At 37.0% G+C, this 21,207-nt stretch carries 20 protein-coding genes; 19 read left to right on the top strand and 1 reads right to left on the bottom strand.

Annotation, left to right across the window (positions count from 1 at the left end):
- The first annotated feature begins 4 nt into the window (after nucleotides 1-4).
- From rlmN to spoVM, 7 genes are all read left to right on the top strand, one after another.
- Nucleotides 5-1,093 (top strand): dual-specificity RNA methyltransferase RlmN, encoded by a 1,089-nt coding sequence (gene rlmN / locus ACX9TM_RS19430; protein ID WP_000450540.1) that lies wholly within the window; start codon nucleotides 5-7, stop codon nucleotides 1,091-1,093.
- A gap of 4 nt (nucleotides 1,094-1,097) precedes the next feature.
- Complete coding sequence (locus tag ACX9TM_RS19425) at nucleotides 1,098-1,850, top strand: Stp1/IreP family PP2C-type Ser/Thr phosphatase (protein WP_000648703.1); 753 nt, start codon at nucleotides 1,098-1,100, stop codon at nucleotides 1,848-1,850.
- A gap of 8 nt (nucleotides 1,851-1,858) precedes the next feature.
- Nucleotides 1,859-3,832 carry a Stk1 family PASTA domain-containing Ser/Thr kinase gene (gene pknB, locus ACX9TM_RS19420; protein ID WP_000904747.1) on the top strand — a complete coding sequence of 658 codons (1,974 nt, stop codon included), beginning with the start codon at nucleotides 1,859-1,861 and terminating at the stop codon, nucleotides 3,830-3,832.
- Nucleotides 3,833-4,078: 246 nt separating this feature from the next.
- Nucleotides 4,079-4,960: a ribosome small subunit-dependent GTPase A gene (rsgA, locus tag ACX9TM_RS19415; RefSeq protein ID WP_065212078.1), complete on the top strand. Its 882-nt coding sequence runs from the start codon at nucleotides 4,079-4,081 to the stop codon at nucleotides 4,958-4,960.
- A 2-nt stretch (nucleotides 4,961-4,962) separates the two neighbouring features.
- Nucleotides 4,963-5,607 carry a ribulose-phosphate 3-epimerase gene (gene rpe, locus ACX9TM_RS19410; RefSeq protein WP_065212077.1) on the top strand — a complete coding sequence of 215 codons (645 nt, stop codon included), beginning with the start codon at nucleotides 4,963-4,965 and terminating at the stop codon, nucleotides 5,605-5,607.
- 69 nt (nucleotides 5,608-5,676) lie between these two features.
- Complete coding sequence (locus tag ACX9TM_RS19405) at nucleotides 5,677-6,357, top strand: thiamine diphosphokinase (protein ID WP_000752665.1); 681 nt, start codon at nucleotides 5,677-5,679, stop codon at nucleotides 6,355-6,357.
- Nucleotides 6,358-6,423: 66 nt separating this feature from the next.
- The gene (gene spoVM / locus ACX9TM_RS19400; RefSeq protein ID WP_001213599.1) at nucleotides 6,424-6,504 is read left to right on the top strand and encodes a stage V sporulation protein SpoVM; all 81 of its coding nucleotides are present in this window, start codon (nucleotides 6,424-6,426) and stop codon (nucleotides 6,502-6,504) included.
- A 73-nt stretch (nucleotides 6,505-6,577) separates the two neighbouring features.
- On the opposite strand, the gene rpmB is transcribed toward spoVM, so the two are convergent.
- Nucleotides 6,578-6,766, bottom strand: a complete 189-nt coding sequence (gene rpmB, locus ACX9TM_RS19395) for a 50S ribosomal protein L28 (RefSeq protein WP_000124776.1) — start codon at nucleotides 6,764-6,766, stop codon at nucleotides 6,578-6,580.
- A 376-nt stretch (nucleotides 6,767-7,142) separates the two neighbouring features.
- Between rpmB and ACX9TM_RS19390 the strand changes: the two genes are divergently transcribed.
- The 12 genes from ACX9TM_RS19390 to ACX9TM_RS19335 all read left to right on the top strand — a co-directional run bounded on the left by ACX9TM_RS19390 (nucleotide 7,143) and on the right by ACX9TM_RS19335 (nucleotide 21,199).
- A complete protein-coding gene (locus ACX9TM_RS19390; protein ID WP_000021109.1) occupies nucleotides 7,143-7,505 on the top strand; it encodes an Asp23/Gls24 family envelope stress response protein in 363 nt (120 codons plus the stop codon).
- A 22-nt stretch (nucleotides 7,506-7,527) separates the two neighbouring features.
- Entirely contained in the window at nucleotides 7,528-9,204 is a 1,677-nt protein-coding gene (locus ACX9TM_RS19385; protein WP_000027129.1) for a DAK2 domain-containing protein, read from the top strand.
- A 290-nt stretch (nucleotides 9,205-9,494) separates the two neighbouring features.
- Nucleotides 9,495-11,543 carry an ATP-dependent DNA helicase RecG gene (recG, locus tag ACX9TM_RS19380; protein ID WP_065212076.1) on the top strand — a complete coding sequence of 683 codons (2,049 nt, stop codon included), beginning with the start codon at nucleotides 9,495-9,497 and terminating at the stop codon, nucleotides 11,541-11,543.
- A gap of 88 nt (nucleotides 11,544-11,631) precedes the next feature.
- Complete coding sequence (gene fapR, locus ACX9TM_RS19375) at nucleotides 11,632-12,225, top strand: transcription factor FapR (RefSeq protein WP_000747348.1); 594 nt, start codon at nucleotides 11,632-11,634, stop codon at nucleotides 12,223-12,225.
- Nucleotides 12,222-13,214 carry a phosphate acyltransferase PlsX gene (gene plsX, locus ACX9TM_RS19370; RefSeq protein WP_000684100.1) on the top strand — a complete coding sequence of 331 codons (993 nt, stop codon included), beginning with the start codon at nucleotides 12,222-12,224 and terminating at the stop codon, nucleotides 13,212-13,214. Before fapR ends, plsX begins: the two co-directional genes overlap by 4 nt.
- Before the next feature lie 14 nt (nucleotides 13,215-13,228).
- A complete protein-coding gene (fabD, locus tag ACX9TM_RS19365) occupies nucleotides 13,229-14,173 on the top strand; it encodes an ACP S-malonyltransferase (RefSeq protein ID WP_000515899.1) in 945 nt (314 codons plus the stop codon).
- Nucleotides 14,173-14,913 (top strand): 3-oxoacyl-[acyl-carrier-protein] reductase, encoded by a 741-nt coding sequence (gene fabG / locus ACX9TM_RS19360; protein ID WP_000911773.1) that lies wholly within the window; start codon nucleotides 14,173-14,175, stop codon nucleotides 14,911-14,913. The genes fabD and fabG overlap by 1 nt, the downstream gene beginning before the upstream one ends.
- Nucleotides 14,914-14,982: 69 nt before the next feature.
- Complete coding sequence (acpP, locus tag ACX9TM_RS19355) at nucleotides 14,983-15,216, top strand: acyl carrier protein (protein WP_000786062.1); 234 nt, start codon at nucleotides 14,983-14,985, stop codon at nucleotides 15,214-15,216.
- A gap of 58 nt (nucleotides 15,217-15,274) precedes the next feature.
- The gene (gene rncS, locus ACX9TM_RS19350) at nucleotides 15,275-16,012 is read left to right on the top strand and encodes a ribonuclease III (protein WP_001146875.1); all 738 of its coding nucleotides are present in this window, start codon (nucleotides 15,275-15,277) and stop codon (nucleotides 16,010-16,012) included.
- 146 nt (nucleotides 16,013-16,158) lie between these two features.
- Nucleotides 16,159-19,728 (top strand): chromosome segregation protein SMC, encoded by a 3,570-nt coding sequence (gene smc, locus ACX9TM_RS19345; RefSeq protein ID WP_000478978.1) that lies wholly within the window; start codon nucleotides 16,159-16,161, stop codon nucleotides 19,726-19,728.
- Nucleotides 19,729-19,743: 15 nt separating this feature from the next.
- On the top strand, nucleotides 19,744-20,733 hold the full coding sequence (ftsY, locus tag ACX9TM_RS19340; protein ID WP_000007655.1) for a signal recognition particle-docking protein FtsY: 990 nt from the start codon (nucleotides 19,744-19,746) through the stop codon (nucleotides 20,731-20,733).
- A gap of 133 nt (nucleotides 20,734-20,866) precedes the next feature.
- Nucleotides 20,867-21,199, top strand: a complete 333-nt coding sequence (locus ACX9TM_RS19335; RefSeq protein WP_000891062.1) for a putative DNA-binding protein — start codon at nucleotides 20,867-20,869, stop codon at nucleotides 21,197-21,199.
- Nucleotides 21,200-21,207 lie beyond the last annotated feature (8 nt).

Below are 21,207 nucleotides of genomic sequence, written 5' to 3'. Positions count from 1 at the left end.
CATCATGGAAACGACTGTAAGAAAACAAAAGAAAAATTTAGAAACGAAGAAACCATCAATTTACTCTTTACAACTTCATGAAATGCAAGATTGGTTAAAGGAACAAGGAGAACCGAAGTTCCGTGCTGGACAAATTTTTGATTGGTTATATAAAAAACGTGTAAAAAATTATGAGGATATGTCAAACCTTTCTAAAGGATTGCGTGATAAATTGTCGAATTCCTTTGATATTACTACTTTAAAAACGTTAGTAAAACAAACGTCTTCGGATGGAACAATTAAATTCTTATTCCAATTATATGACGGATATTCTATTGAAACGGTATTAATGCGACACGAATATGGAAATTCCATTTGTGTAACAACGCAAGTTGGTTGTCGTATTGGGTGTACGTTCTGTGCTTCGACACTTGGTGGATTAAAGCGAAACCTAGAAGCTGGAGAAATCGTAGCGCAAGTAGTAGAAGTTCAGCGTGCGCTTGATGAAACAGAAGAACGTGTAAGTTCTCTTGTTGTTATGGGGATTGGAGAACCATTTGATAACTATGATAATTTAATGGGATTCTTACGCATCATTAACCATGAAAAAGGACTTCATATTGGTGCGAGACATATGACTGTTTCGACGAGTGGAATTATCCCGAAAATTTATAAGTTTGCTGAAGAAGATCTACAAATTAATTTTGCGATTTCATTGCATGCTCCAAACTCAGAATTACGTTCAAAATTAATGCCGATTAACCGTGCTTATAAATTACCAGATTTAATGGAAGCTATTAAATACTATGTAAATAGAACAGGGCGTCGTATTACTTTTGAATATGGATTATTTGGAGGAGAAAATGACCAAGTAGAGCATGCTGAAGAGCTTGCTGCGCTCTTAAAAGGTGTAAAATGTCATGTGAACTTGATTCCGGTAAACTACGTACCTGAACGTGATTATGTACGTACGCCACGTGAACAAATTTTCTTGTTCGAAAAAACGTTAAAAGATCGTGGAGTGAATGTAACGATTCGCCGTGAACAAGGTCATGATATTGATGCAGCCTGCGGTCAGTTGCGTGCGAAGGAGCGCAAAGAAGAGACGAGGTGACGAGATGAAAGCCGTATTTCTATCGGATAAAGGAAAAGTTCGTCAACATAATGAAGATAGTGCAGGAGTTTTTCACAATTTAGATGGAAATGTATTAGCGGTAGTAGCAGATGGAATGGGAGGTCATCGAGCTGGTGATGTAGCTAGCTCGATGGCTATTCAATTATTCCATGATTATTGGAAGCAAACACATAATATGAATGAGCCGAAAAAAGTAGAACAATGGTTACATACTAGTGTTGGGATTATTAATGAGCGTATATATGAATATGCTCAGCAAAATGCAGAATGTAATGGTATGGGAACAACGCTTATAATAGCTGTTTGTACACCAAGCTTTGTGACAATAGGGCATATAGGAGATAGTCGTTGCTATATGGTATCAGAAGGAGAAATGACGCTAGTAACGGAAGATCATTCGCTTGTAAATGAGCTTGTGAAACATGGTGAAATTTCAAAGGAAGACGCAGAGTATCATCCGAAAAAGAATGTGTTATTAAGAGCATTAGGAACAGAAGAAAAAGTTGGGTTAGATGTTAAAACGTTGGTGATTGAGGAAGATGATCAATTACTTCTTTGCTCTGATGGGTTATCAAACAAAGTTTCTATTGATGATATGCGACAAATTTTACAGTTAAATGAACAGCTTGAAGGTAAAGGGCAGTGTCTCATTCAATTGGCAAATGATCGCGGTGGAGAAGATAATATCACACTTGTTCTTATTGATTATGCGGGTTCGACAAACGAAAGTAGGTGAAGTGCAACGTGCTGATTGGAAAACGCTTAAATGACCGTTATAAGCTGCTGAAAATGATTGGTGGTGGCGGAATGGCCAATGTATATTTAGCTCATGATGATATACTTGGCCGAGATGTAGCGGTAAAAATATTAAGACTCGACTACTCAAATAACGAAGAGTTTATTAAACGTTTCCATCGAGAAGCGCAGTCTGTTACAACGTTGTCGCATCCAAATATTGTGAATATGTATGATGTCGGAGAAGAAGATGGTATATACTATCTTGTCATGGAATATGTACCAGGACAAACATTGAAGCAATACATAATTGAGCGAGGGATGTTACCTATAGGAGAAGCTCTTGATATTATGGAGCAGTTAACATCCGCTATGGCACACGCCCATCATTTTGAAATTGTGCATCGTGATATAAAGCCGCACAATATTTTAATTCGAGCTGATGGAATAATAAAAGTAACAGATTTTGGAATTGCGACAGCTACAAGTGCAACAACAATTACACATACAAATTCAGTGCTCGGTTCAGTCCATTATTTATCACCAGAACAGGCACGTGGCGGAATAGCAAATAAACAATCAGATATCTATTCTCTTGGGATAGTTATGTTTGAATTGTTAACAGGAAGACAACCGTTTTCTGGCGAATCTGCTGTTGCTATAGCTTTAAAACATTTACAAAGTGAAATCCCATCACCAAAAAGATGGAATGAAAATATTCCGCAAAGTGTTGAAAATATTATATTAAAAGCAACTGCAAAAGATCCGTTCCATCGATATCAATCTGCCAATGCGATGAAGCGAGATATTGAAACTGCGCTATATCCAGAGAGGATAAATGAGCAACCGTTTTACATACCAGAAGATATGGAAGCGACGAAAGCGATTCCGATTATTCAACAAGAACAATTATTTGAAAATGTAAGTGATGAAACGATTGTTTTAAAAGGGAGTAAGGTGGAAGAACCGATAAGAGCAGAAGCAGCTGAGTTAGATAAGAAGAAAAAACGGAGTAACAAGTGGCTTAAAGTTTTAATTTCAACATTTTTATTTTTAGCAATAGGAATAACATTAGCGCTTACGGTTATTCCAGGATTATTTATTCCGAAAGATGTGAAAGTTCCTGATGTGGCTGGTATGAAATACACGACAGCTGTAAATACATTAGTAGAAAAGGGCTTTGAGGTGACGGAGCCTAATATTGTATATACAGATGATGTTGAAGTTGGGGATGTAATAAAAACGGACCCTGTAGCAGGAAGAGTCGTAAAAGAAAACGCTAAAATTACTATCTATCAATCAGGTGGGAAAAAGAAAAGTAAGATGGCGAATTTCACAGGGCAAAACTTTGAGAGTGTAAAAGCTGAGTTAGAAGAAAAATATAAACAAGTTACAGTAAATTATATTGAAAATGATAAGCCGAAAGGTGAAATTGTAGAGCAAATTCCGACGCCTGATCAAATGGTTATAGAAGCGGAGCAAGAACTGAAAATCTGGGTAAGTAAAGGTCCTTATCAAATTAGACCAGGTGACTTTTCGGGGTGGACTGAAAATAGTGTAACTGGTTATTTGAATGAGAGAAAACTAACGTCAGATATAAAACGAGAGTATTCAGATACAGTCGAAAAAGGACTTGTAATTTCGCAATTTCCAAAACCAGGTACACCATTAAAAGAGGGAGATAAAGTAACTATTATTATCTCTGATGGTCAAAAGCCTAAAGTGACTAAAACGGTAAAATTGGACAATATCTCTATCCCATATGAGCCTGCTGTAACAGGTGAAAAAAAGCCGCAAACAATAGAAATTTATAAAGAAGACATGCAGCAAAAAATGGATAGACCGGTTGAAACGAGAACAATTACTGAATCAGCGACTATTTCTTTAGAATTTGTAATTCAAGAAGGTTCAAAGGGACACTATAAAATTGTACGAGATGGAGTAACGATTATTGATAAAGAAGTACCATATCCAACTCAATAATAGTGAAAGTCTACTTATTATTATTGCCTGTTATGCTGTCTACAAAGTGGACGGTATAGCAGGCAAAAATATATGATTCAAAAAGCTAGTAACGTGATGCAGCTGTAAATATTTTTTTGCATTTAATGGGAAATTTAATGTATATTAGTGAAAGTATATATGGTAGGTTTTGAAATCGTTATTTAGAAAATTTAAATCCATTCATTTTTAAATTCAGCATCACCTTATACAAAAAAGGAGAATTCTATGCCAGAAGGAAAAATTATAAAAGCTTTAAGTGGGTTTTATTACGTGCAGCATGAAGAAGGGGTTACGCAATGTCGTGGACGAGGTGTATTTAGAAAAAATAAAATTACACCACTTGTAGGAGACCAAGTTGTTTTTCAGGCAGATAATCCAACTGATGGTTATGTGCTTGAAGTGTTTGATCGAAAAAATGAACTTGTTAGACCTCCTATTGCTAATGTCGATCAAGCGATCCTTGTGTTCTCTGCAGTAGAACCAGATTTTAATCCTGGACTGTTAGATCGATTTTTAGTGCTGATTGAATATCATAACATTAAGCCAATTATTTGTATTAGCAAGATGGATTTAGTAGATGAAAAGATGAAAGCAACTGTTGAAGCTTATGCGAATGATTATCGTGAGATGGGTTATGATGTTTTATTTACTTCTATTAATACGTCAGAAAGTATTGATATATTAAAACCATACTTAGAAAATTGTGTTTCTGTCGTTGCGGGTCAATCTGGTGTGGGGAAATCTTCAATGCTTAATGTGCTACGTCCAGAATTAGAGCTGAAAACAAATGATATTTCCTCCCATTTAGGACGCGGGAAGCATACGACAAGACACGTAGAATTAATTGCAATTGGGAGTGGACTAGTAGCAGATACACCGGGGTTTAGTTCACTAGATTTCATTGATATAGAAGTAGAAGATCTTACATATTGTTTTCCAGAGTTGAAAGAAGCGAGCCAATACTGTAAATTTAGAGGGTGTACACATCTTTCTGAACCGAAATGTGCGGTGAAAGCTGCGGTTGAAGAAGGGAAGATTACAGAATATCGCTATAAGAACTATAAACAATTCGTAGAAGAAATTAGAGAGAGAAAGCCGAGGTATTAGTTATGATTAAAATTGCACCATCGATTTTATCAGCAGATTTTTCAAAATTAGGGGAAGAGATTAAAGATGTAGAAAAGGGTGGAGCGGATTACATTCACGTTGACGTAATGGATGGACATTTCGTACCAAATATTACGATTGGACCGTTAATTGTAGAAGCAATCCGTCCGATTACATCATTACCATTAGATGTACATTTAATGATTGAAAATCCTGATAACTATATCCCGACTTTCGCACAAGCGGGAGCGGATATTATTACTGTTCACGTAGAGGCGTGTCCGCATCTACATCGTACAATTCAGTTAATTAAATCTCATGGTATTAAAGCGGGCGTTGTATTAAATCCACATACGCCAGTTTCAGCAATTGAGCATGTATTAGAAGATATAGATATGGTATTACTTATGACAGTAAACCCTGGATTTGGTGGACAGAAGTTTATCCATTCTGTATTACCGAAAATTAAACAAGTTGCAGACATGGTGAAAGAGCGCAATCTAGAAGTAGAAATTGAAGTTGATGGTGGTGTAAACGCTGAAACAGCAAAGCTTTGTGTGGAAGCAGGAGCAAATGTACTTGTAGCTGGGTCAGCAGTATACAATCAAAAAGACCGCGGTGAAGCAATTCGCGTAATTCGTGGGTAGTGATGAACTTTTATCCTAGTAAGGTATTTATAGGATAGGGTAAAAATATGTAAAAAGGCAATCTACCGAATGGCAGATTGCCTTTTTACAATGGAAGGGGAAGAAAAAATGATTATTCATATTTTGGCAGGAGGACCTTCGGAATATTGTGCAGATTTTGCTCGATATGAGAATGAGGAAGTAGTGTGGGCAGCGGTTGATAGGGGAGTATACCGTCTATTAAAGAAAGGGATTACACCGGCTGTTGCGTTTGGAGATTACGATTCAGTTACTGAAGAAGAATTAGTATGGATGGGACAGCAAACGAACGAATTACATATTGTTCCGCGAGAAAAAGATCAAACGGATTTAGAAATTGCAATTAACTGGGCATTAGGACAGAAGCCGGCACTAATTCGTATTTTTGGTGCTACCGGTGGAAGGCTTGATCACGGTTTGGCAAATATACAGATGCTTTTAAAAGGGTTAGAAGTAGAGATAGAAATGTGTATTGTGGACAATAAAAATGAAATAACAGTTAAAAAAGTGGGTACACATATAATTGAAGAAAATAAAAACTTTCCTTATGTATCTTTTGTACCAGTTACTGAAATAGTGGAAGGGATTACATTGTTTGGTTTTAAGTACCCGCTTACTAATAAAACAATAGAGTGGGGATCAACACTTTGTATTAGTAACGAACTCGTTGAGGAAAAAGGTACTTTTTCATTTACTTCTGGCATATTAATGTTGATAAGAAGCACTGATTGAAGAAACAATTTTGCTCCTTACATCATATAGTGACCAAGTGGAGTAATGGGGATTAGGAGGGAAACCATGAGATTTTATACAATTAAGTTACCTAAATTTCTTGGTGGAATTGTTCGTGCAATGTTAAATACCTTCAAAAAAGATTAAAAAAAGCACCTATCACCGGTGCTTTTTCCATTGTTATAGTAAAAAAAGAGCCTATCGGCTCTTTTTTTTATTATTAAACACGTTCGATTTTGCCAGATTTTAATGCTCTAGCAGAAACGTAAACACGTTGAACTTTTCCGTCGATGCGTACGCGAACTTTTTGAAGGTTAGCGCCCCACTTACGTTTTGTAGCGTTCATTGCGTGAGAACGAGAGTTACCAGAACGAGCTTTTCTTCCAGTAATAGCACAAACACGAGCCATTTATATTTCCCTCCCTTGATACCTTACCATACGTAATTTTTCAATGTTAGTCTTTTATGCGATGCTAAAAACACTACTATAATTTAACACAACTAAAAAGAGAATGCAACACCGTAGAAAAAAGAAATCAAGAAAATTTACTTGACACTATATGTCAATGAAGAAAAGTTGAAATCCATAAAAATTGCTTGACATATTATAGTGGTACATGTTGTATAATAACAATGGACTATTTTGCTCATCATAAAAAAGTGTAATTTAAAACATAAAATATGAGAGTGAAAAGAAAGAACGATGGAATTTTCTTTAAAAAGATTATATGATAGTAACTAAAGTAGTCTAGCTCACTTTCACCATTTATGAAGGGGGAAACGAGATGTCAATTGAAATTAAAACGAAGTACGGTCAAATTGATATTAGTACAGATGTAATTGCAACAATTGCTGGAGGTGCCGCGGTAGATTGCTACGGTATCGTAGGTATGGCATCAAAAAATCAGTTAAAAGATGGATTAACAGACATTTTACGAAAAGAAAACTTCACTAGAGGTGTTATTGTTCGTAAAGATGAAGATGAAGTACATATTGATATGTATATTATTGTGAGCTATGGTACGAAAATTTCAGAAGTGGCACATAATGTGCAGACGAAAGTGAAATATACATTAGATCAAACTGTAGGACTAGCAGTAGATTCTGTAAACATCTACGTACAAGGAGTTAAAGTAATAAACTTGTAATGTGCATTAAGGAGGAAAATCTGTGTCAATTCAAAAAATTGATGGAAAACGTTTATCACAAATGATCATGCAAGGAGCGAATAATTTAACAAATAATGTTCAGCTTGTTGATGCATTAAACGTATTTCCAGTTCCAGATGGCGATACCGGTACAAACATGAACTTATCTATGACTTCAGGTGCGCGTGAAGTGAAAGCAAATCCTTCACAGCATGCTGGTAAAGTCGGCGTAAGTTTAGCCAAAGGATTATTAATGGGAGCTCGTGGTAACTCTGGAGTTATTTTATCTCAGTTGTTCCGTGGTTTCTCTAAATCCATTGAACAAAAAGAAGAATTAACAACAGTTGATTTTGCTGCAGCACTAGAAGCTGGAGTAGAGGCGGCTTATAAAGCGGTTATGAAACCGATTGAAGGAACGATTTTAACGGTTGCAAGAGAAACGGGTAAATATGCAGTAACAGTTGCGAAAAAACAGCGCGACTTTGTTTTGTTTATGGAAGACGTTGTGAAAGAAGCAAACGCATCGTTAAATCGTACGCCAGATTTATTACCTGTATTAAAACAAGTTGGCGTTGTAGATAGCGGTGGTAAAGGTCTTGTAGTGGTATACGAAGGGTTTTTAGCTGACTTAAAAGGAGAAACGATTTCTTCTGATGCACCGACGCAACCATCTATGAATGAAATGGTACGCGCAGAACATCACCGTAGTGTACAAAGCCAATTGAGTACAGAAGATATTAAATATGGATATTGTACAGAGTTCATGGTGAAATTAGAGGCTGAAAAGGTGAAAGAGCATAATTTCTCTGAACAAAAATTCCGTGAAGATATTAGTGTATATGGTGATTCTCTACTAGTTGTGTCTGATGATGAAATTGTAAAAGTTCATATCCATGCAGAACATCCTGGAGACGCTATGAACTACGGGCAAAAATACGGTAGTTTAATTAAGATTAAAGTAGAAAATATGCGTGAACAGCATACTGCTTTGTTAGATGAACCTACTATGGTTCCTGAGCAACCAGCTCAATCGAAAGAAAAACAACCATATGGTATCGTAACTGTAGCTATGGGATCTGGTATTAAAACTTTATTTGAGAGCATCGGCGCAACGAAAGTTATCGAAGGTGGTCAAACGATGAATCCAAGTACGGAGGATATCGTAAAGGCAATTGAAGAAGCAAATGCTGAAAAAATCATTATTTTACCGAATAACGGAAATATTGTAATGGCAGCAGAACAAGCGGCATCAGTTGTAGATCAAGAAGTTATTGTTGTTCGTTCGAAAACAGTTCCTCAAGGTATGGCAGCAATGTTAGCATTTAACCCAGTTGGAACGTTAGAAGAGAATGAAGAAAACATGCAAGAAGCTTTATCTCATGTGAAAACAGGTCAAATTACGTATGCTGTACGTGATACGGAAATTGATGGTGTAGCAATTCAAAAAGATGATTTCATGTGTATTGCAGATGGGAAAATTGTATCTACAAATGCTGAAAAAGTAGGAGCTGCGAAGCAATTACTAGAAGCGCTTATTGATGAAGATTCTGAAATCGTAACGATTCTACAAGGGGAAGATGCAACTGATGAAGAAGTAGCGGAGTTAGTTGAATTTGTAGAAGAGAAATTTGAAGATGCAGAAGTAGAAGTACATGCTGGAAACCAACCAGTGTATTCTTTCATCTTCTCTGTAGAATAAGATAAGATTCGTTTTGAAAATAAATGGATTACTTACTTGCTAATGGATAAGAAGTAGTAATATGAAGTTTATTACTAGTTTTTATTCAAAAGGCTAGCATATTGAAGAGAGAAAAGAGCCTTGCTGCTAATAGTGAGGCTCTTTTTTACTTGTTTTATATAAGGGATTTGAGTAGTTTCTCTTAGAATGCCTATGATAGAATATATAAGGTGAAAGAGAGCGATTACAGATGCTAATTGGTACTCAAATAAAATGCAATAAAGAAAATAATGTGACGGGGTGTGAGAATCTTGAATGATGTTGTACAAGTTCCTGTTACGGATGTAAAGGGGATCGGAGGAGAAACATCTGAGTTACTACATGAGATGGGTATTTATACAGTTTCTCATCTATTAGAACATTTTCCGTACCGTTATGAAGATTATGCGATGAAAGATCTTGCTGAAGTAAAGCATGATGAACGTGTAACGGTTGAAGGGAAGGTTCATAGTGCTCCTTTGCTGCAATATTATGGTAAGAAGAAATCGCGTTTAACAGTTCGTGTTCTCGTCGGTCGTTATTTAATTACGGCGGTATGTTTTAATAGGCCTTACTATAAGCAAAAATTAAAGTTAGATGAAACGATAACGATTACTGGTAAATGGGATCAACATCGTCAAACAATTGCTGTATCAGAACTTCATTTTGGACCGGTTGTACGTCAACAAGAAGTGGAACCTGTTTATTCAGTAAAAGGGAAACTTACAGTAAAACAGATGCGTCGTTTTATTGCTCAAGCGTTAAAGGAATATGGAGATTCTATAGTCGAAGTGTTACCGGATGGTTTGTTAGGGCGATATAAATTATTACCAAGATATGAAGCGCTCAGGGCATTGCATTTTCCGGTAGGACAGGAAGATTTGAAGCAAGCGCGTCGCCGTTTTGTATATGAAGAATTTTTCTTATTTCAGCTGAAAATGCAAACGCTCCGGAAAATGGAGAGGGAAAATTCAAAAGGGACGAAGAAAGAGATTCCGTCAGCAGAATTACAAGAATTTATCGATGCACTGCCGTTTCCATTAACGGGTGCGCAGCGCCGAGTTGTAGATGAAATTTTGAAAGATATGACATCTCCTTATCGGATGAACCGACTATTGCAAGGTGACGTTGGTTCTGGGAAAACAGTTGTTGCTGCGATTGGTCTTTATGCATCGAAATTAGCTCATTATCAAGGTGCTTTAATGGTTCCTACAGAAATTTTAGCTGAGCAACATTATCAGTCGCTTGCTGAAACGTTTTCGCATTTTGGTATGAAGGTGGAACTGTTAACAAGTTCTGTTAAAGGGGCGAGACGTCGAGAAATTTTAGCGAAGTTAGAACAAGGAGAAATAGATATTCTTGTTGGAACGCATGCCTTAATTCAAGATGAAGTTATATTTCATAGGTTGGGTCTCGTTATTACAGATGAACAGCATCGATTTGGTGTAGCGCAGCGCCGAGTTTTACGGGAGAAAGGTGAAAGTCCAGATGTATTATTTATGACAGCGACACCAATTCCGCGTACGCTTGCAATTACTGCATTTGGAGAGATGGATGTTTCGATAATCGATGAGATGCCAGCAGGTAGAAAGGTGATTGAAACATACTGGGCAAAACATGATATGTTAGATCGCGTTCTCGGTTTCGTTGAAAAGGAGATAAAAAAAGGAAGACAGGCATACGTTATTTGTCCTCTAATTGAAGAATCTGAGAAACTTGATGTGCAAAATGCTATCGACTTACATAGTATGCTGACGCATCATTACCAAGGGAAATGCCAAGTTGGATTGATGCATGGGAGATTATCGTCTCAGGAAAAAGAAGAGATAATGGGACAGTTTAGTGAAAATAAAGTACAAATTCTTGTATCGACAACAGTTGTTGAAGTAGGTGTGAACGTACCGAATGCGACTGTAATGGTTATTTATGATGCAGAACGTTTCGGTTTATCGCAGCTTCATCAGCTTAGAGGGCGTGTCGGCCGTGGTAGTGAACAATCATATTGTTTATTAATAGCAGACCCTAAATCAGAAACAGGGAAAGAAAGAATGCGCATAATGACTGAAACAAATGATGGATTTGTATTGTCAGAAAAAGATTTAGAATTACGAGGTCCTGGAGATTTCTTTGGGAGTAAGCAAAGTGGTTTACCAGAATTTAAGGTTGCTGACATGGTACATGATTATCGAGCGTTAGAAACGGCAAGGCAAGATGCGGCGATACTAGTAGATTCAGAAGCGTTTTGGCACAATAATCAGTATGCTGCCTTGCGTACGTATCTTGATGGGACAGGTGTGTTCCAAGGAGAGAAGCTCGATTAAAGGGAGTCAACAAAAGTTTTTGTTGCATTCTACTTTTAATGATTATATACTACTGTTAGTACCTAGTCATAAAAATGGATGGTGCGGTATGAAAAAAAGAAGAAGTAAAAAAGAAAGACAAGAGTTATTACAACAAACAATCGAATCAAATCCTTTTATTACGGATGAAGATTTAGCGGAAAAATTTCAAGTGAGTATACAAACGGTACGACTTGATCGTATGGAATTGTCTATTCCTGAATTAAGAGAGAGAATTAAACATGTAGCTACAAAGCAACATGAAGAAGATGTGAAATCTTTACCGTTAGAAGAGGTTGTTGGAGAAATTATTGATATTGAATTAGATAGACATGCAATCTCTATCTTTGAAGTAAAGATAGAACATGTATTTAAAAGAAATCAAATCGCTCGTGGGCATCATCTGTTTGCGCAAGCAAACTCACTAGCTGTTGCGGTTATTGATGAAGAATTAGCTTTAACTGCAAAGTCTACCATTCGATACATTCGCCCTGTAAAATTAGGAGAGCGTGTTGTTGCAAAAGCGCGCGTTGAAGATGTAGAGAATGATAAAGGACGGACGGTTGTCAAAGTGCGTAGCTTCGTTGGAGAAGAACTTGTTTTTACAGGCACTTTTGAAATGTATCGATCTAGTAATTATAGTGAGGAAGGTAACAACTTATGAAAATCGCAATAGATGCAATGGGCGGAGATCACGCTCCAAAGGCTGTAGTATTAGGGGCAATGAAAGCTATTAAGGAATATTCTGATTTACATATTACGTTAGTAGGGAAAGAAGAGGAAATTCGTCAATACTTAACGAGTGATGAACGAATTACTATTCTTCATACAGACGAAAAAATAGAATCAACGGAGGAACCAGTAAGAGCGGTTCGTCGAAAAAAACAAGCTTCAATGGTGCTTGCGGCACAACAAGTAAAGGATGGAGAAGCAGACGCTTGTATATCCGCAGGTAGTACAGGAGCTTTAATGGCAGCTGGATTATTTGTAGTCGGTCGTATGGAAGGAATTGAGAGACCAGCTTTATCGCCTACAATGCCAACTGTAGATGGAAAAGGTTTTGTTATGTTAGATGTTGGAGCAAATGTTGATGCAAAACCAATTCATTTATATCAATATGCAGTAATGGGATCTGTTTATGCTGAGAAGGTAAGAGGAATTGAAAATCCTCGCGTTGGACTATTAAACGTTGGAACAGAGGATGGAAAAGGAAACGAGCTTTCAAAGCAAGTATTTGCAATGCTTAAAGATGCGCCAATTAATTTCGTGGGGAACGTTGAATCAAGAGATTTATTGCAAGGTGTAGCAGATGTTGTTGTATGTGATGGTTTTACAGGGAATGTTGCGTTGAAATCATTAGAGGGAACAGCACTTGCGCTATTCTCTATGTTGAAAGAACAGTTAATGAGTTCATTTACGAGCAAATTAGCAGCGGCGGTATTAAAGCCAAAACTTATGGTATTAAAAGATAAAATGGATTATTCGGAGTATGGAGGAGCTGCATTATTTGGATTGAAAGCACCTGTCATTAAGGCTCACGGTTCTTCTAATGATCAGTCGATATTTAGTGCGATTCGTCAAACGAGAGAAATGGTAGCGAAAGAAGTAATTCCTACGATTTCAAGCGTAATGGAGAAAGAGTCACTCCAATAAGAGGAGGATTTGAAATGGGAAAAATAGCATTTCTTTTTCCGGGCCAAGGTTCACAGGCAGTTGGAATGGGTAAACAATTAGCAGAGAATAATAAAGAGGTTGCAAAAGTGTTTGCAAAAGCAGATGAGGTGTTGGAAGATTCACTTTCAGAAGTGATTTTTGAAGGACCGCAGGAAAAGCTTACATTAACAACAAATGCGCAGCCTGCATTATTAACAACGAGTTTTGCTATTTTGACAGCTTTGAAAGAGTATGACATTACACCTGACTTTGTCGCTGGTCATAGTTTAGGTGAATATAGTGCTCTTGTAGCAGCTGGTGCATTAACTTTTGAAGATGCTGTATATGCTGTAAGGAAACGTGGCGAATATATGGAAGAAGCTGTTCCGGGCGGGGAAGGCGCAATGGCAGCTATATTAGGTGCTGACCCACATATGCTGAAACAAGTTACAGAAGAAGTAACAAGTGAAGGATATGCAGTGCAAATCGCTAATATGAATAGTACGAAGCAAATTGTGATTTCTGGAACGAAGCAAGGCGTAGAGGTTGCTTCTCAAAGAGCGAAAGAAAATGGTGCAAAGAGAGCGATTCCACTAAAAGTAAGTGGGCCATTCCATTCTTCACTTATGAAGCCGGCAGCTGAGAAGTTCCAAAGTGTTTTAAATGAAATTACAATTCATGACACGAATATTCCTGTTATTGCAAATGTTACGGCGGAAGTTATTACACGTGGTGCAGACATTCAAGAAAAGTTAATCGAACAGCTTTATTCGCCTGTATTATGGTACCCGTCTATTGAATATATGGTGAACCAGGGAGTAGATACATTTATTGAAATTGGACCTGGAAAAGTACTTGCTGGACTTATGAAGTCAATTGATTCATCAGTAAAAGCATATGCGATATACGATGAAGAGACATTAAAAGATACCATTTCAAATTTGAGAGGAGAAAACTGATGTTAAAAGGGAAGGTAGCATTAGTAACTGGCGCTTCACGTGGAATTGGTCGCGCGATTGCGATTGATTTAGCGAAACAAGGGGCAAATGTAGTAGTAAATTATGCTGGTAATGAACAAAAAGCAAATGAAGTAGTAGATGAAATTAAAAAATTAGGTTCTGATGCAATTGCGGTAAGAGCAGATGTTGCAAATGCTGATGATGTTACAAATATGGTGAAACAAACAGTAGATACATTTGGACAAGTTGATATTCTTGTAAATAATGCTGGTGTAACGAAAGATAATTTATTAATGCGTATGAAAGAAGAAGAATGGGATACAGTTATTAATACAAACTTAAAAGGTGTATTCTTATGTACAAAAGCAGTATCTCGTTATATGATGCGTCAACGTCACGGTAGAATTATAAACATCGCTTCGGTTGTTGGTGTTATAGGAAACCCAGGACAAGCTAACTATGTTGCTGCTAAAGCGGGTGTTATTGGATTAACAAAAACATCTGCAAAAGAGTTAGCAAGTCGAAATATTACAGTGAATGCAATTGCGCCGGGCTTTATTGCGACTGATATGACGGATGTACTAGATGAGAATATTAAAGCCGAAATGTTAAAAGTTATTCCAGCTGCTCAATTTGGTGAAGCGAAAGATATCGCGAATGCTGTAACGTTTTTTGCTTCTGATCAAAGCAAATATGTTACAGGTCAAACGTTAAATGTTGATGGCGGTATGGTAATGTAATAAAAGAATCGATTTCACCTAGTTTTTTTGGTCAATATTTAATATAATATTTGAGGGGAGGTGAATGGAATGGCAGATGTTTTAGAGCGCGTAACAAAAATCATCGTTGATCGTTTAGGAGTAGAAGAGACTGAGGTAGTACCAGCTGCAAGCTTCAAGGAAGATTTAGGAGCAGACTCCCTAGATGTAGTAGAACTTGTAATGCAATTAGAAGATGAATTCGAAATGGAAATTTCTGATGAAGATGCTGAAAAGATTGCTACTGTTGGCGATGCTGTGACTTACATAGAGAGTCATCTATAATGCTTAAGTGAAGTCCCGTTTTTTAGCGGGGCTTTCTGGCTTATATCTGGAGGGACCTATGCCGTACCGAAAATATAGAGAAAAAAAATACGAAACAAAATATCGTGAAGCATTTAAAGTGTTTCAAGAAAAGATAGGTATTACGTTTACAGATGAAAAATTATTGATTCAAGCATTTACGCATTCATCGTATGTGAATGAGCATCGAAAAAAACCGCATGAAGATAATGAGCGTCTTGAATTTCTTGGAGATGCAGTATTGGAACTGACTGTATCGCAGTATCTGTTTCAAAAATATCCGACAATGAGCGAAGGAGAGTTAACAAAACTACGTGCAGCTATTGTATGTGAGCCATCTCTTGTTCGTTTTGCGAACGAATTGTCATTTGGTAGCCTTGTTTTATTAGGAAAAGGTGAAGAAATGACAGGTGGACGTGAACGACCAGCTTTATTAGCGGATGTCTTTGAAGCGTTTATTGGTGCCCTTTATCTTGATCAAGGGCTAGAAACAGTTTGGGAATTCTTAAAAGAAATTGTATATCCGAAAATTAATGAGGGTGCTTTTTCTCATGTGATGGATTATAAGAGTCAGTTGCAAGAATTGATTCAGCGTGATGGCAGTGGCAATGTTGAGTATCAAATTTTGCAAGAAAAAGGACCAGCTCACAATCGAGAATTTGTGTCACGTGTTACGTTAAATAACGTAGCTTTAGGTCTTGGTAGTGGTAAGTCGAAAAAAGAAGCAGAGCAACAAGCTGCTGCAGAAGCATTGAAAAAATTAAAAGAACAACTATAAGGAATCCCCCTTTGAATGAGGGGGATTCCTTGTGCATAGAATGAAACTTTCTTTTTGTTTATAATGAAAAAGAAGGTAAATCCGTATAATACTTGTTTTTGTATAGAGAACATTTATAACGACGGAGAATAGGAGGAAGGCCTTTCGTGTTTTTAAAAAGATTAGAAATAGCAGGGTTTAAGTCTTTTGCTGAGCGTGTATCTGTTGATTTTGTCCCAGGTGTAACTTCTGTAGTAGGACCTAATGGAAGCGGGAAAAGTAATATTACTGATGCAATTCGCTGGGTACTTGGTGAACAATCTGCAAAATCATTACGTGGTGCAAAGATGGAGGATATTATTTTTGCAGGCAGTGATACGAGGAGAGCGGTTAATGTTGCTGAAGTAACAATAACTTTAAATAATGAAGATCAACGTTTACCAATTGAATACAATGAGGTGTGTGTAACACGTCGTGTATCTCGTTCAGGTGATAGTGATTTTTATATTAATAAACAATCATGTAGATTGAAAGATATTATCGATTTATTTATGGACTCTGGTATGGGAAGAGAAGCTTTTTCAATTATTAGCCAGGGGAAAGTGGAAGAGATTTTAAGTAGTAAGTCAGAAGAGCGTCGAGGTGTATTTGAAGAAGCGGCAGGCGTGCTAAAATACAAACTTCGCAAAAAGAAAGCTGAAGGGAAATTAGCAGAAACACAAGAAAACTTAAATCGTGTACAAGATATAATTCATGAATTAAGTAGTCAAGTAGAACCTTTAGAAAGACAAGCTTCTATTGCGAAAGATTATCTTGAGAATAAAGAAGAATTAGAGAAAGTAGAAGCTGCGCTTATTGTCCATGAAATTGAAGAATTGCACGAGAAATGGGAAGCGCTTCGAAATCAGTTTGGGCATAATAAAAACGAAGAAGCTAAAATGTCAACGAATTTACAAAAAAGTGAAGAAGAGCTTGAGGAATTACGAGGACAATTACAAGCGGTAGATGAGTCTGTAGACTCGTTGCAAGAAGTACTTCTTCTTTCTAGTAAAGAGCTAGAAAAACTTGAAGGGCAGCGCGAGTTGTTAAAAGAGAGAAAGCAAAATGCTACGACGCATTGTGCGCAACTTGAGCAGTTAATTGTTGAATTAACAGAGAAAACTAAAAGTTACGATGGTGAGATTGAGTCAAGTACAGAAGCTTTAATGCAATTTGTGAATGAAGTAAAAGAGTTGGAGCAAAAATTGCATGATAATGAGCAACTGCTTGCTACTTTTGCTGACAATTTAGAGGAACAGATTGAGAATTTAAAAGGTGACTATATTGAGCTTTTAAATCAACAAGCTAGTCATCGTAATGAATTATCTATGATTGAAGAACAATCTAAACAGCAAACGTCTAAAAACGAGCGTCTAGATGAAGAGAATGCGAAATATGTAGAAATGCGTATGGAAATTACAGCGAAAAAGACGAAACTTGTAGAAAGTTACGAACAAGCGAAAGAAAAAGTAGCTGGCATTCTCTCAAACATACAGAAGACAGAGGCGGCGCTTGGGAAATGTAAGACGCAGTATAGTGAAAATGAAACAAAACTGTATCAAGCATATCAATTTGTGCAACAGGCACGTTCTCGAAAAGAAATGCTTGAAGAGATGCAAGAAGATTATTCTGGATTCTATCAAGGTGTACGTGAAGTATTGAAAGCTAGAGAAAATAGGTTGCAAGGTATCGAGGGTGCTGTTGCGGAACTGTTAACGGTACCGAAAGAATACGAAGTTGCAATGGAAATTGCTCTAGGTGCAGCGATGCAGCATATTGTTGTACAAACAGAGGAGCATGCTCGTAATGCGATAGCATTTTTAAAGCAAAATAAACATGGACGTGCAACGTTTTTACCGCAAGCTGTTATTAAAAGCAGGTCTTTATCATTTGAGCAATTACGCATTGCAAATCAACACCCATCGTTTGTAGGTGTGGCGGCAGAACTTGTGCAGTACAACAATAAATATGAAAATGTAGTTTCAAATTTATTAGGTACGGTTATTGTTGCGAAAGATTTACGCGGAGCAAATGAGTTGGCGAAACAACTGCAATACCGTTATCGCATTGTAACAATCGAAGGTGATGTAGTGAATCCTGGCGGTTCTATGACTGGTGGGGCGGTAAAGCAAGCGAAATCTTCTTTATTAGGACGCCAACGTGAACTGGAAGAGTGGACTCGCAAGTTAACTGATATGGAAGAAAAAACAATGAAGTTAGAAAACTTTGTTAAAGCAGTAAAACAAGAGATTCAAGAAAAAGAAGTGAAAATACGCGAACTAAGGCAAACTGTAGAAGTAGATCGTGTAGATGAGCAGAAATTAAGAGAAGAGATTAATCGTCTAGAATTAGAAGAACATCGTATTAATGATCGATTGTCTATTTATGATTTAGAGATTGAAGGGTTTTTACAAGATCGAGTAAAAATGCAAGGGCGTAAAGAGGAGTTAGAAGGGATTTTAACGAATCTTCAAGCTGATATCACTAAGTTAGATAGTAAAATTGTAGCTTTAACAAAACAAAAAAGTGAGCAACATTCTTCGAAAGAAAAAGTTCAAAAAGAAATGACGGAGTTAAAAGTGCTGGTAGCTGAAAAGCAACAACGCTTATTTAATCAAAAAGAAAAAGTTGAACGATTGACGAAGGAAAAAGAAGAAACGGATGCGACACTTGTAAAAACGAAAGAGGATTTAGCGTTCTTAAAACAAGAAATGACATCTAATTCAAGTGGTGAAGAGCAAATTACGAATATGATTGAGAAGAAAGCATATGATCGTAATCAAACTTCAGAATTAATTCGCTCTCGTCGTGAACAACGTGTATCGTTGCAAGAGAGGGTAGAACATTTAGAGCGCAATTTGAAAGAAACGACAGGTAAACATAAATATATTCTTGAAATGTTGAAAGATCAAGAAGTGAGAATAAATCGACTTGATGTAGAGTTGGAAAATAGATTACAACATTTACGTGAAACATATACGATTTCATTTGAAGCGGCAAAACTAAAATATACAATGACAATGCCTGCAGAAGATGCGCGTAAGAAAGTAAAATTAATCAAATTATCTATAGAAGAGTTAGGTACAGTGAACCTAGGGGCAATTGATGAATATGAACGTGTAGCGGAGCGTCATACATTCTTACTAGAGCAGAGAGACGACCTAGAAGAAGCGAAAGCGACATTGCACCAGCTTATTACCGAAATGGATGAAGAAATGAAAAAACGCTTTTCTACTACGTTTGAAGGCATTAGAATGGAGTTTCAATCGGTATTCTCTGAATTATTTGGAGGCGGTAGAGCGGATTTAGTAATGACTAATCCAGAGGATTTACTAAATACGGGTATTGATATTGTAGCACAACCGCCAGGGAAGAAACTGCAGAACTTAGGTTTACTTTCAGGTGGAGAGCGTGCTTTAACAGCAATTGCGCTTTTATTTGGTATTTTAAAAGTACGCCCAGTACCATTCTGTGTACTAGATGAGGTAGAGGCAGCCCTTGATGAGGCGAATGTAGCTCGTTTTGCACAGTATTTAAAGAAATTCAGTAATGAGACGCAGTTTATTGTAATTACACATAGAAAAGGTACAATGGAAGAGTCTGATGTGTTGTACGGTGTAACAATGCAAGAATCAGGGGTATCTAAACTTGTTTCGGTTCGTTTAGACGCCGGAGAAGAACTTATTGCAAGTGAATAGGAAGGATGGGAAAGTATGAGTTTTTTTAAAAAACTAAAAGAAAAAATTTCAAAACAAACGGATACAGTTACAGAGAAATTTAAACAAGGATTAGAAAAAACGAGAAATTCATTTGCGGATAAAGTGAATGATTTAGTTTATCGTTACCGTAAAGTGGACGAAGATTTTTTCGAAGAGTTAGAAGAAATCTTAATCGGTGCAGACGTTGGCGTTGCGACGGTAATGGAATTAATTGACCAATTGAAAGAAGAAGTACAACGTCGTAACATTCAAGATCCAAAAGAAGTACAAGCTGTTATTTCAGAAAAACTAGTAGGAATTTACAAAGGCGACAGCGATTTTAGTAACGAAATTAATATGCAAGAGGACCAATTAACGGTTGTTTTATTTGTTGGTGTTAATGGTGTAGGAAAAACGACGACAATTGGTAAACTGGCGCATAAGTTTAAATCAGAAGGTAAGTCAGTCCTATTAGCGGCAGGAGACACATTCCGTGCTGGAGCGATTGAACAATTAGAAGTATGGGGCGATCGCGTTGGTGTAGAAGTGATTAAACAAGGATCTGGATCTGATCCAGCGGCGGTTATGTATGACGCTGTACAAGCTGCGAAAGCACGTAAGGTAGATGTATTACTATGTGACACAGCAGGACGCTTGCAAAATAAAGTAAATTTAATGAAAGAATTAGAGAAGGTGAAGCGTGTAATTGAGCGTGAAGTACCAGGTGCTCCTCATGAAGTATTACTTGTTATTGATGCAACAACAGGACAAAACGGTTTAAGCCAAGCGAAAACATTCCGTGAAGCAACGAATGTAACTGGTATTGTTTTAACGAAGTTAGATGGAACTGCTAAAGGTGGTATTGTATTAGCGATTCGTAACGAAATGGATGTACCAGTGAAGTTTGTTGGATTAGGAGAGCAAATGGATGACTTGCAACAGTTTGATCCAGAACAATATGTGTATGGTTTATTTGCGAACTTAGTAGAAACAGAAGAAGTATAAGTGAAAGGAGCGGTATTTCCGCTTCTTTTTCTATAAAAAATATATGATGTTAAGAAAAAAACTTGACACTCTTTTGGACTACATGTAAACTAATTCATGTAAAGGGAAATCACTTAACAAAGGATGATCCAACATGCTCGAAAAAACAACGAGAATGAACTATTTATTTGATTTTTATCAATCGTTGTTAACGCAAAAACAAAGAAGTTATATGTCGCTTTATTATCTAGATGATTTATCTCTTGGTGAAATTGCGGAAGAATTTGATGTAAGTCGCCAAGCCGTGTATGATAACATTAAACGGACTGAAGCGATGCTTGAAGAATATGAAGAAAAATTAGTATTACTTCAAAAGTTTCAAGAGCGACAGCGACTTGTTGCAAAGCTAAAACAGCTAATCAGCGAAGAAGAGCATGTAAATGAAGAAATGAAACAAGTTGTTGAAGCTATCGAAAAATTAGATTAGGAGGGCGG

It is taken from the genome of Bacillus sp. LH1 (genome assembly GCF_057924895.1).
This window is presented reverse-complemented; position numbering and strand designations above follow the sequence as displayed.

Bases quoted from the DNA above. Each gene is read 5' to 3' on its own strand.
- rlmN (WP_000450540.1), top strand. From the start codon at position 5: ATGGAAACGACTGTAAGAAAACAAAAGAAAAATTTAGAAACGAAGAAA.
- ACX9TM_RS19425 (WP_000648703.1), top strand. From the start codon at position 1,098: ATGAAAGCCGTATTTCTATCGGATAAAGGAAAAGTTCGTCAACATAAT.
- rsgA (WP_065212078.1), top strand. From the start codon at position 4,079: ATGCCAGAAGGAAAAATTATAAAAGCTTTAAGTGGGTTTTATTACGTG.
- rpe (WP_065212077.1), top strand. From the start codon at position 4,963: ATGATTAAAATTGCACCATCGATTTTATCAGCAGATTTTTCAAAATTA.
- ACX9TM_RS19405 (WP_000752665.1), top strand. From the start codon at position 5,677: ATGGCAGATTGCCTTTTTACAATGGAAGGGGAAGAAAAAATGATTATT.
- spoVM (WP_001213599.1), top strand. From the start codon at position 6,424: ATGAGATTTTATACAATTAAGTTACCTAAATTTCTTGGTGGAATTGTT.
- rpmB (WP_000124776.1), bottom strand. From the start codon at position 6,766: ATGGCTCGTGTTTGTGCTATTACTGGAAGAAAAGCTCGTTCTGGTAAC.
- ACX9TM_RS19390 (WP_000021109.1), top strand. From the start codon at position 7,143: ATGTCAATTGAAATTAAAACGAAGTACGGTCAAATTGATATTAGTACA.
- fapR (WP_000747348.1), top strand. From the start codon at position 11,632: ATGAAAAAAAGAAGAAGTAAAAAAGAAAGACAAGAGTTATTACAACAA.
- plsX (WP_000684100.1), top strand. From the start codon at position 12,222: ATGAAAATCGCAATAGATGCAATGGGCGGAGATCACGCTCCAAAGGCT.
- fabD (WP_000515899.1), top strand. From the start codon at position 13,229: ATGGGAAAAATAGCATTTCTTTTTCCGGGCCAAGGTTCACAGGCAGTT.
- fabG (WP_000911773.1), top strand. From the start codon at position 14,173: ATGTTAAAAGGGAAGGTAGCATTAGTAACTGGCGCTTCACGTGGAATT.
- acpP (WP_000786062.1), top strand. From the start codon at position 14,983: ATGGCAGATGTTTTAGAGCGCGTAACAAAAATCATCGTTGATCGTTTA.
- rncS (WP_001146875.1), top strand. From the start codon at position 15,275: ATGCCGTACCGAAAATATAGAGAAAAAAAATACGAAACAAAATATCGT.
- ftsY (WP_000007655.1), top strand. From the start codon at position 19,744: ATGAGTTTTTTTAAAAAACTAAAAGAAAAAATTTCAAAACAAACGGAT.
- ACX9TM_RS19335 (WP_000891062.1), top strand. From the start codon at position 20,867: ATGCTCGAAAAAACAACGAGAATGAACTATTTATTTGATTTTTATCAA.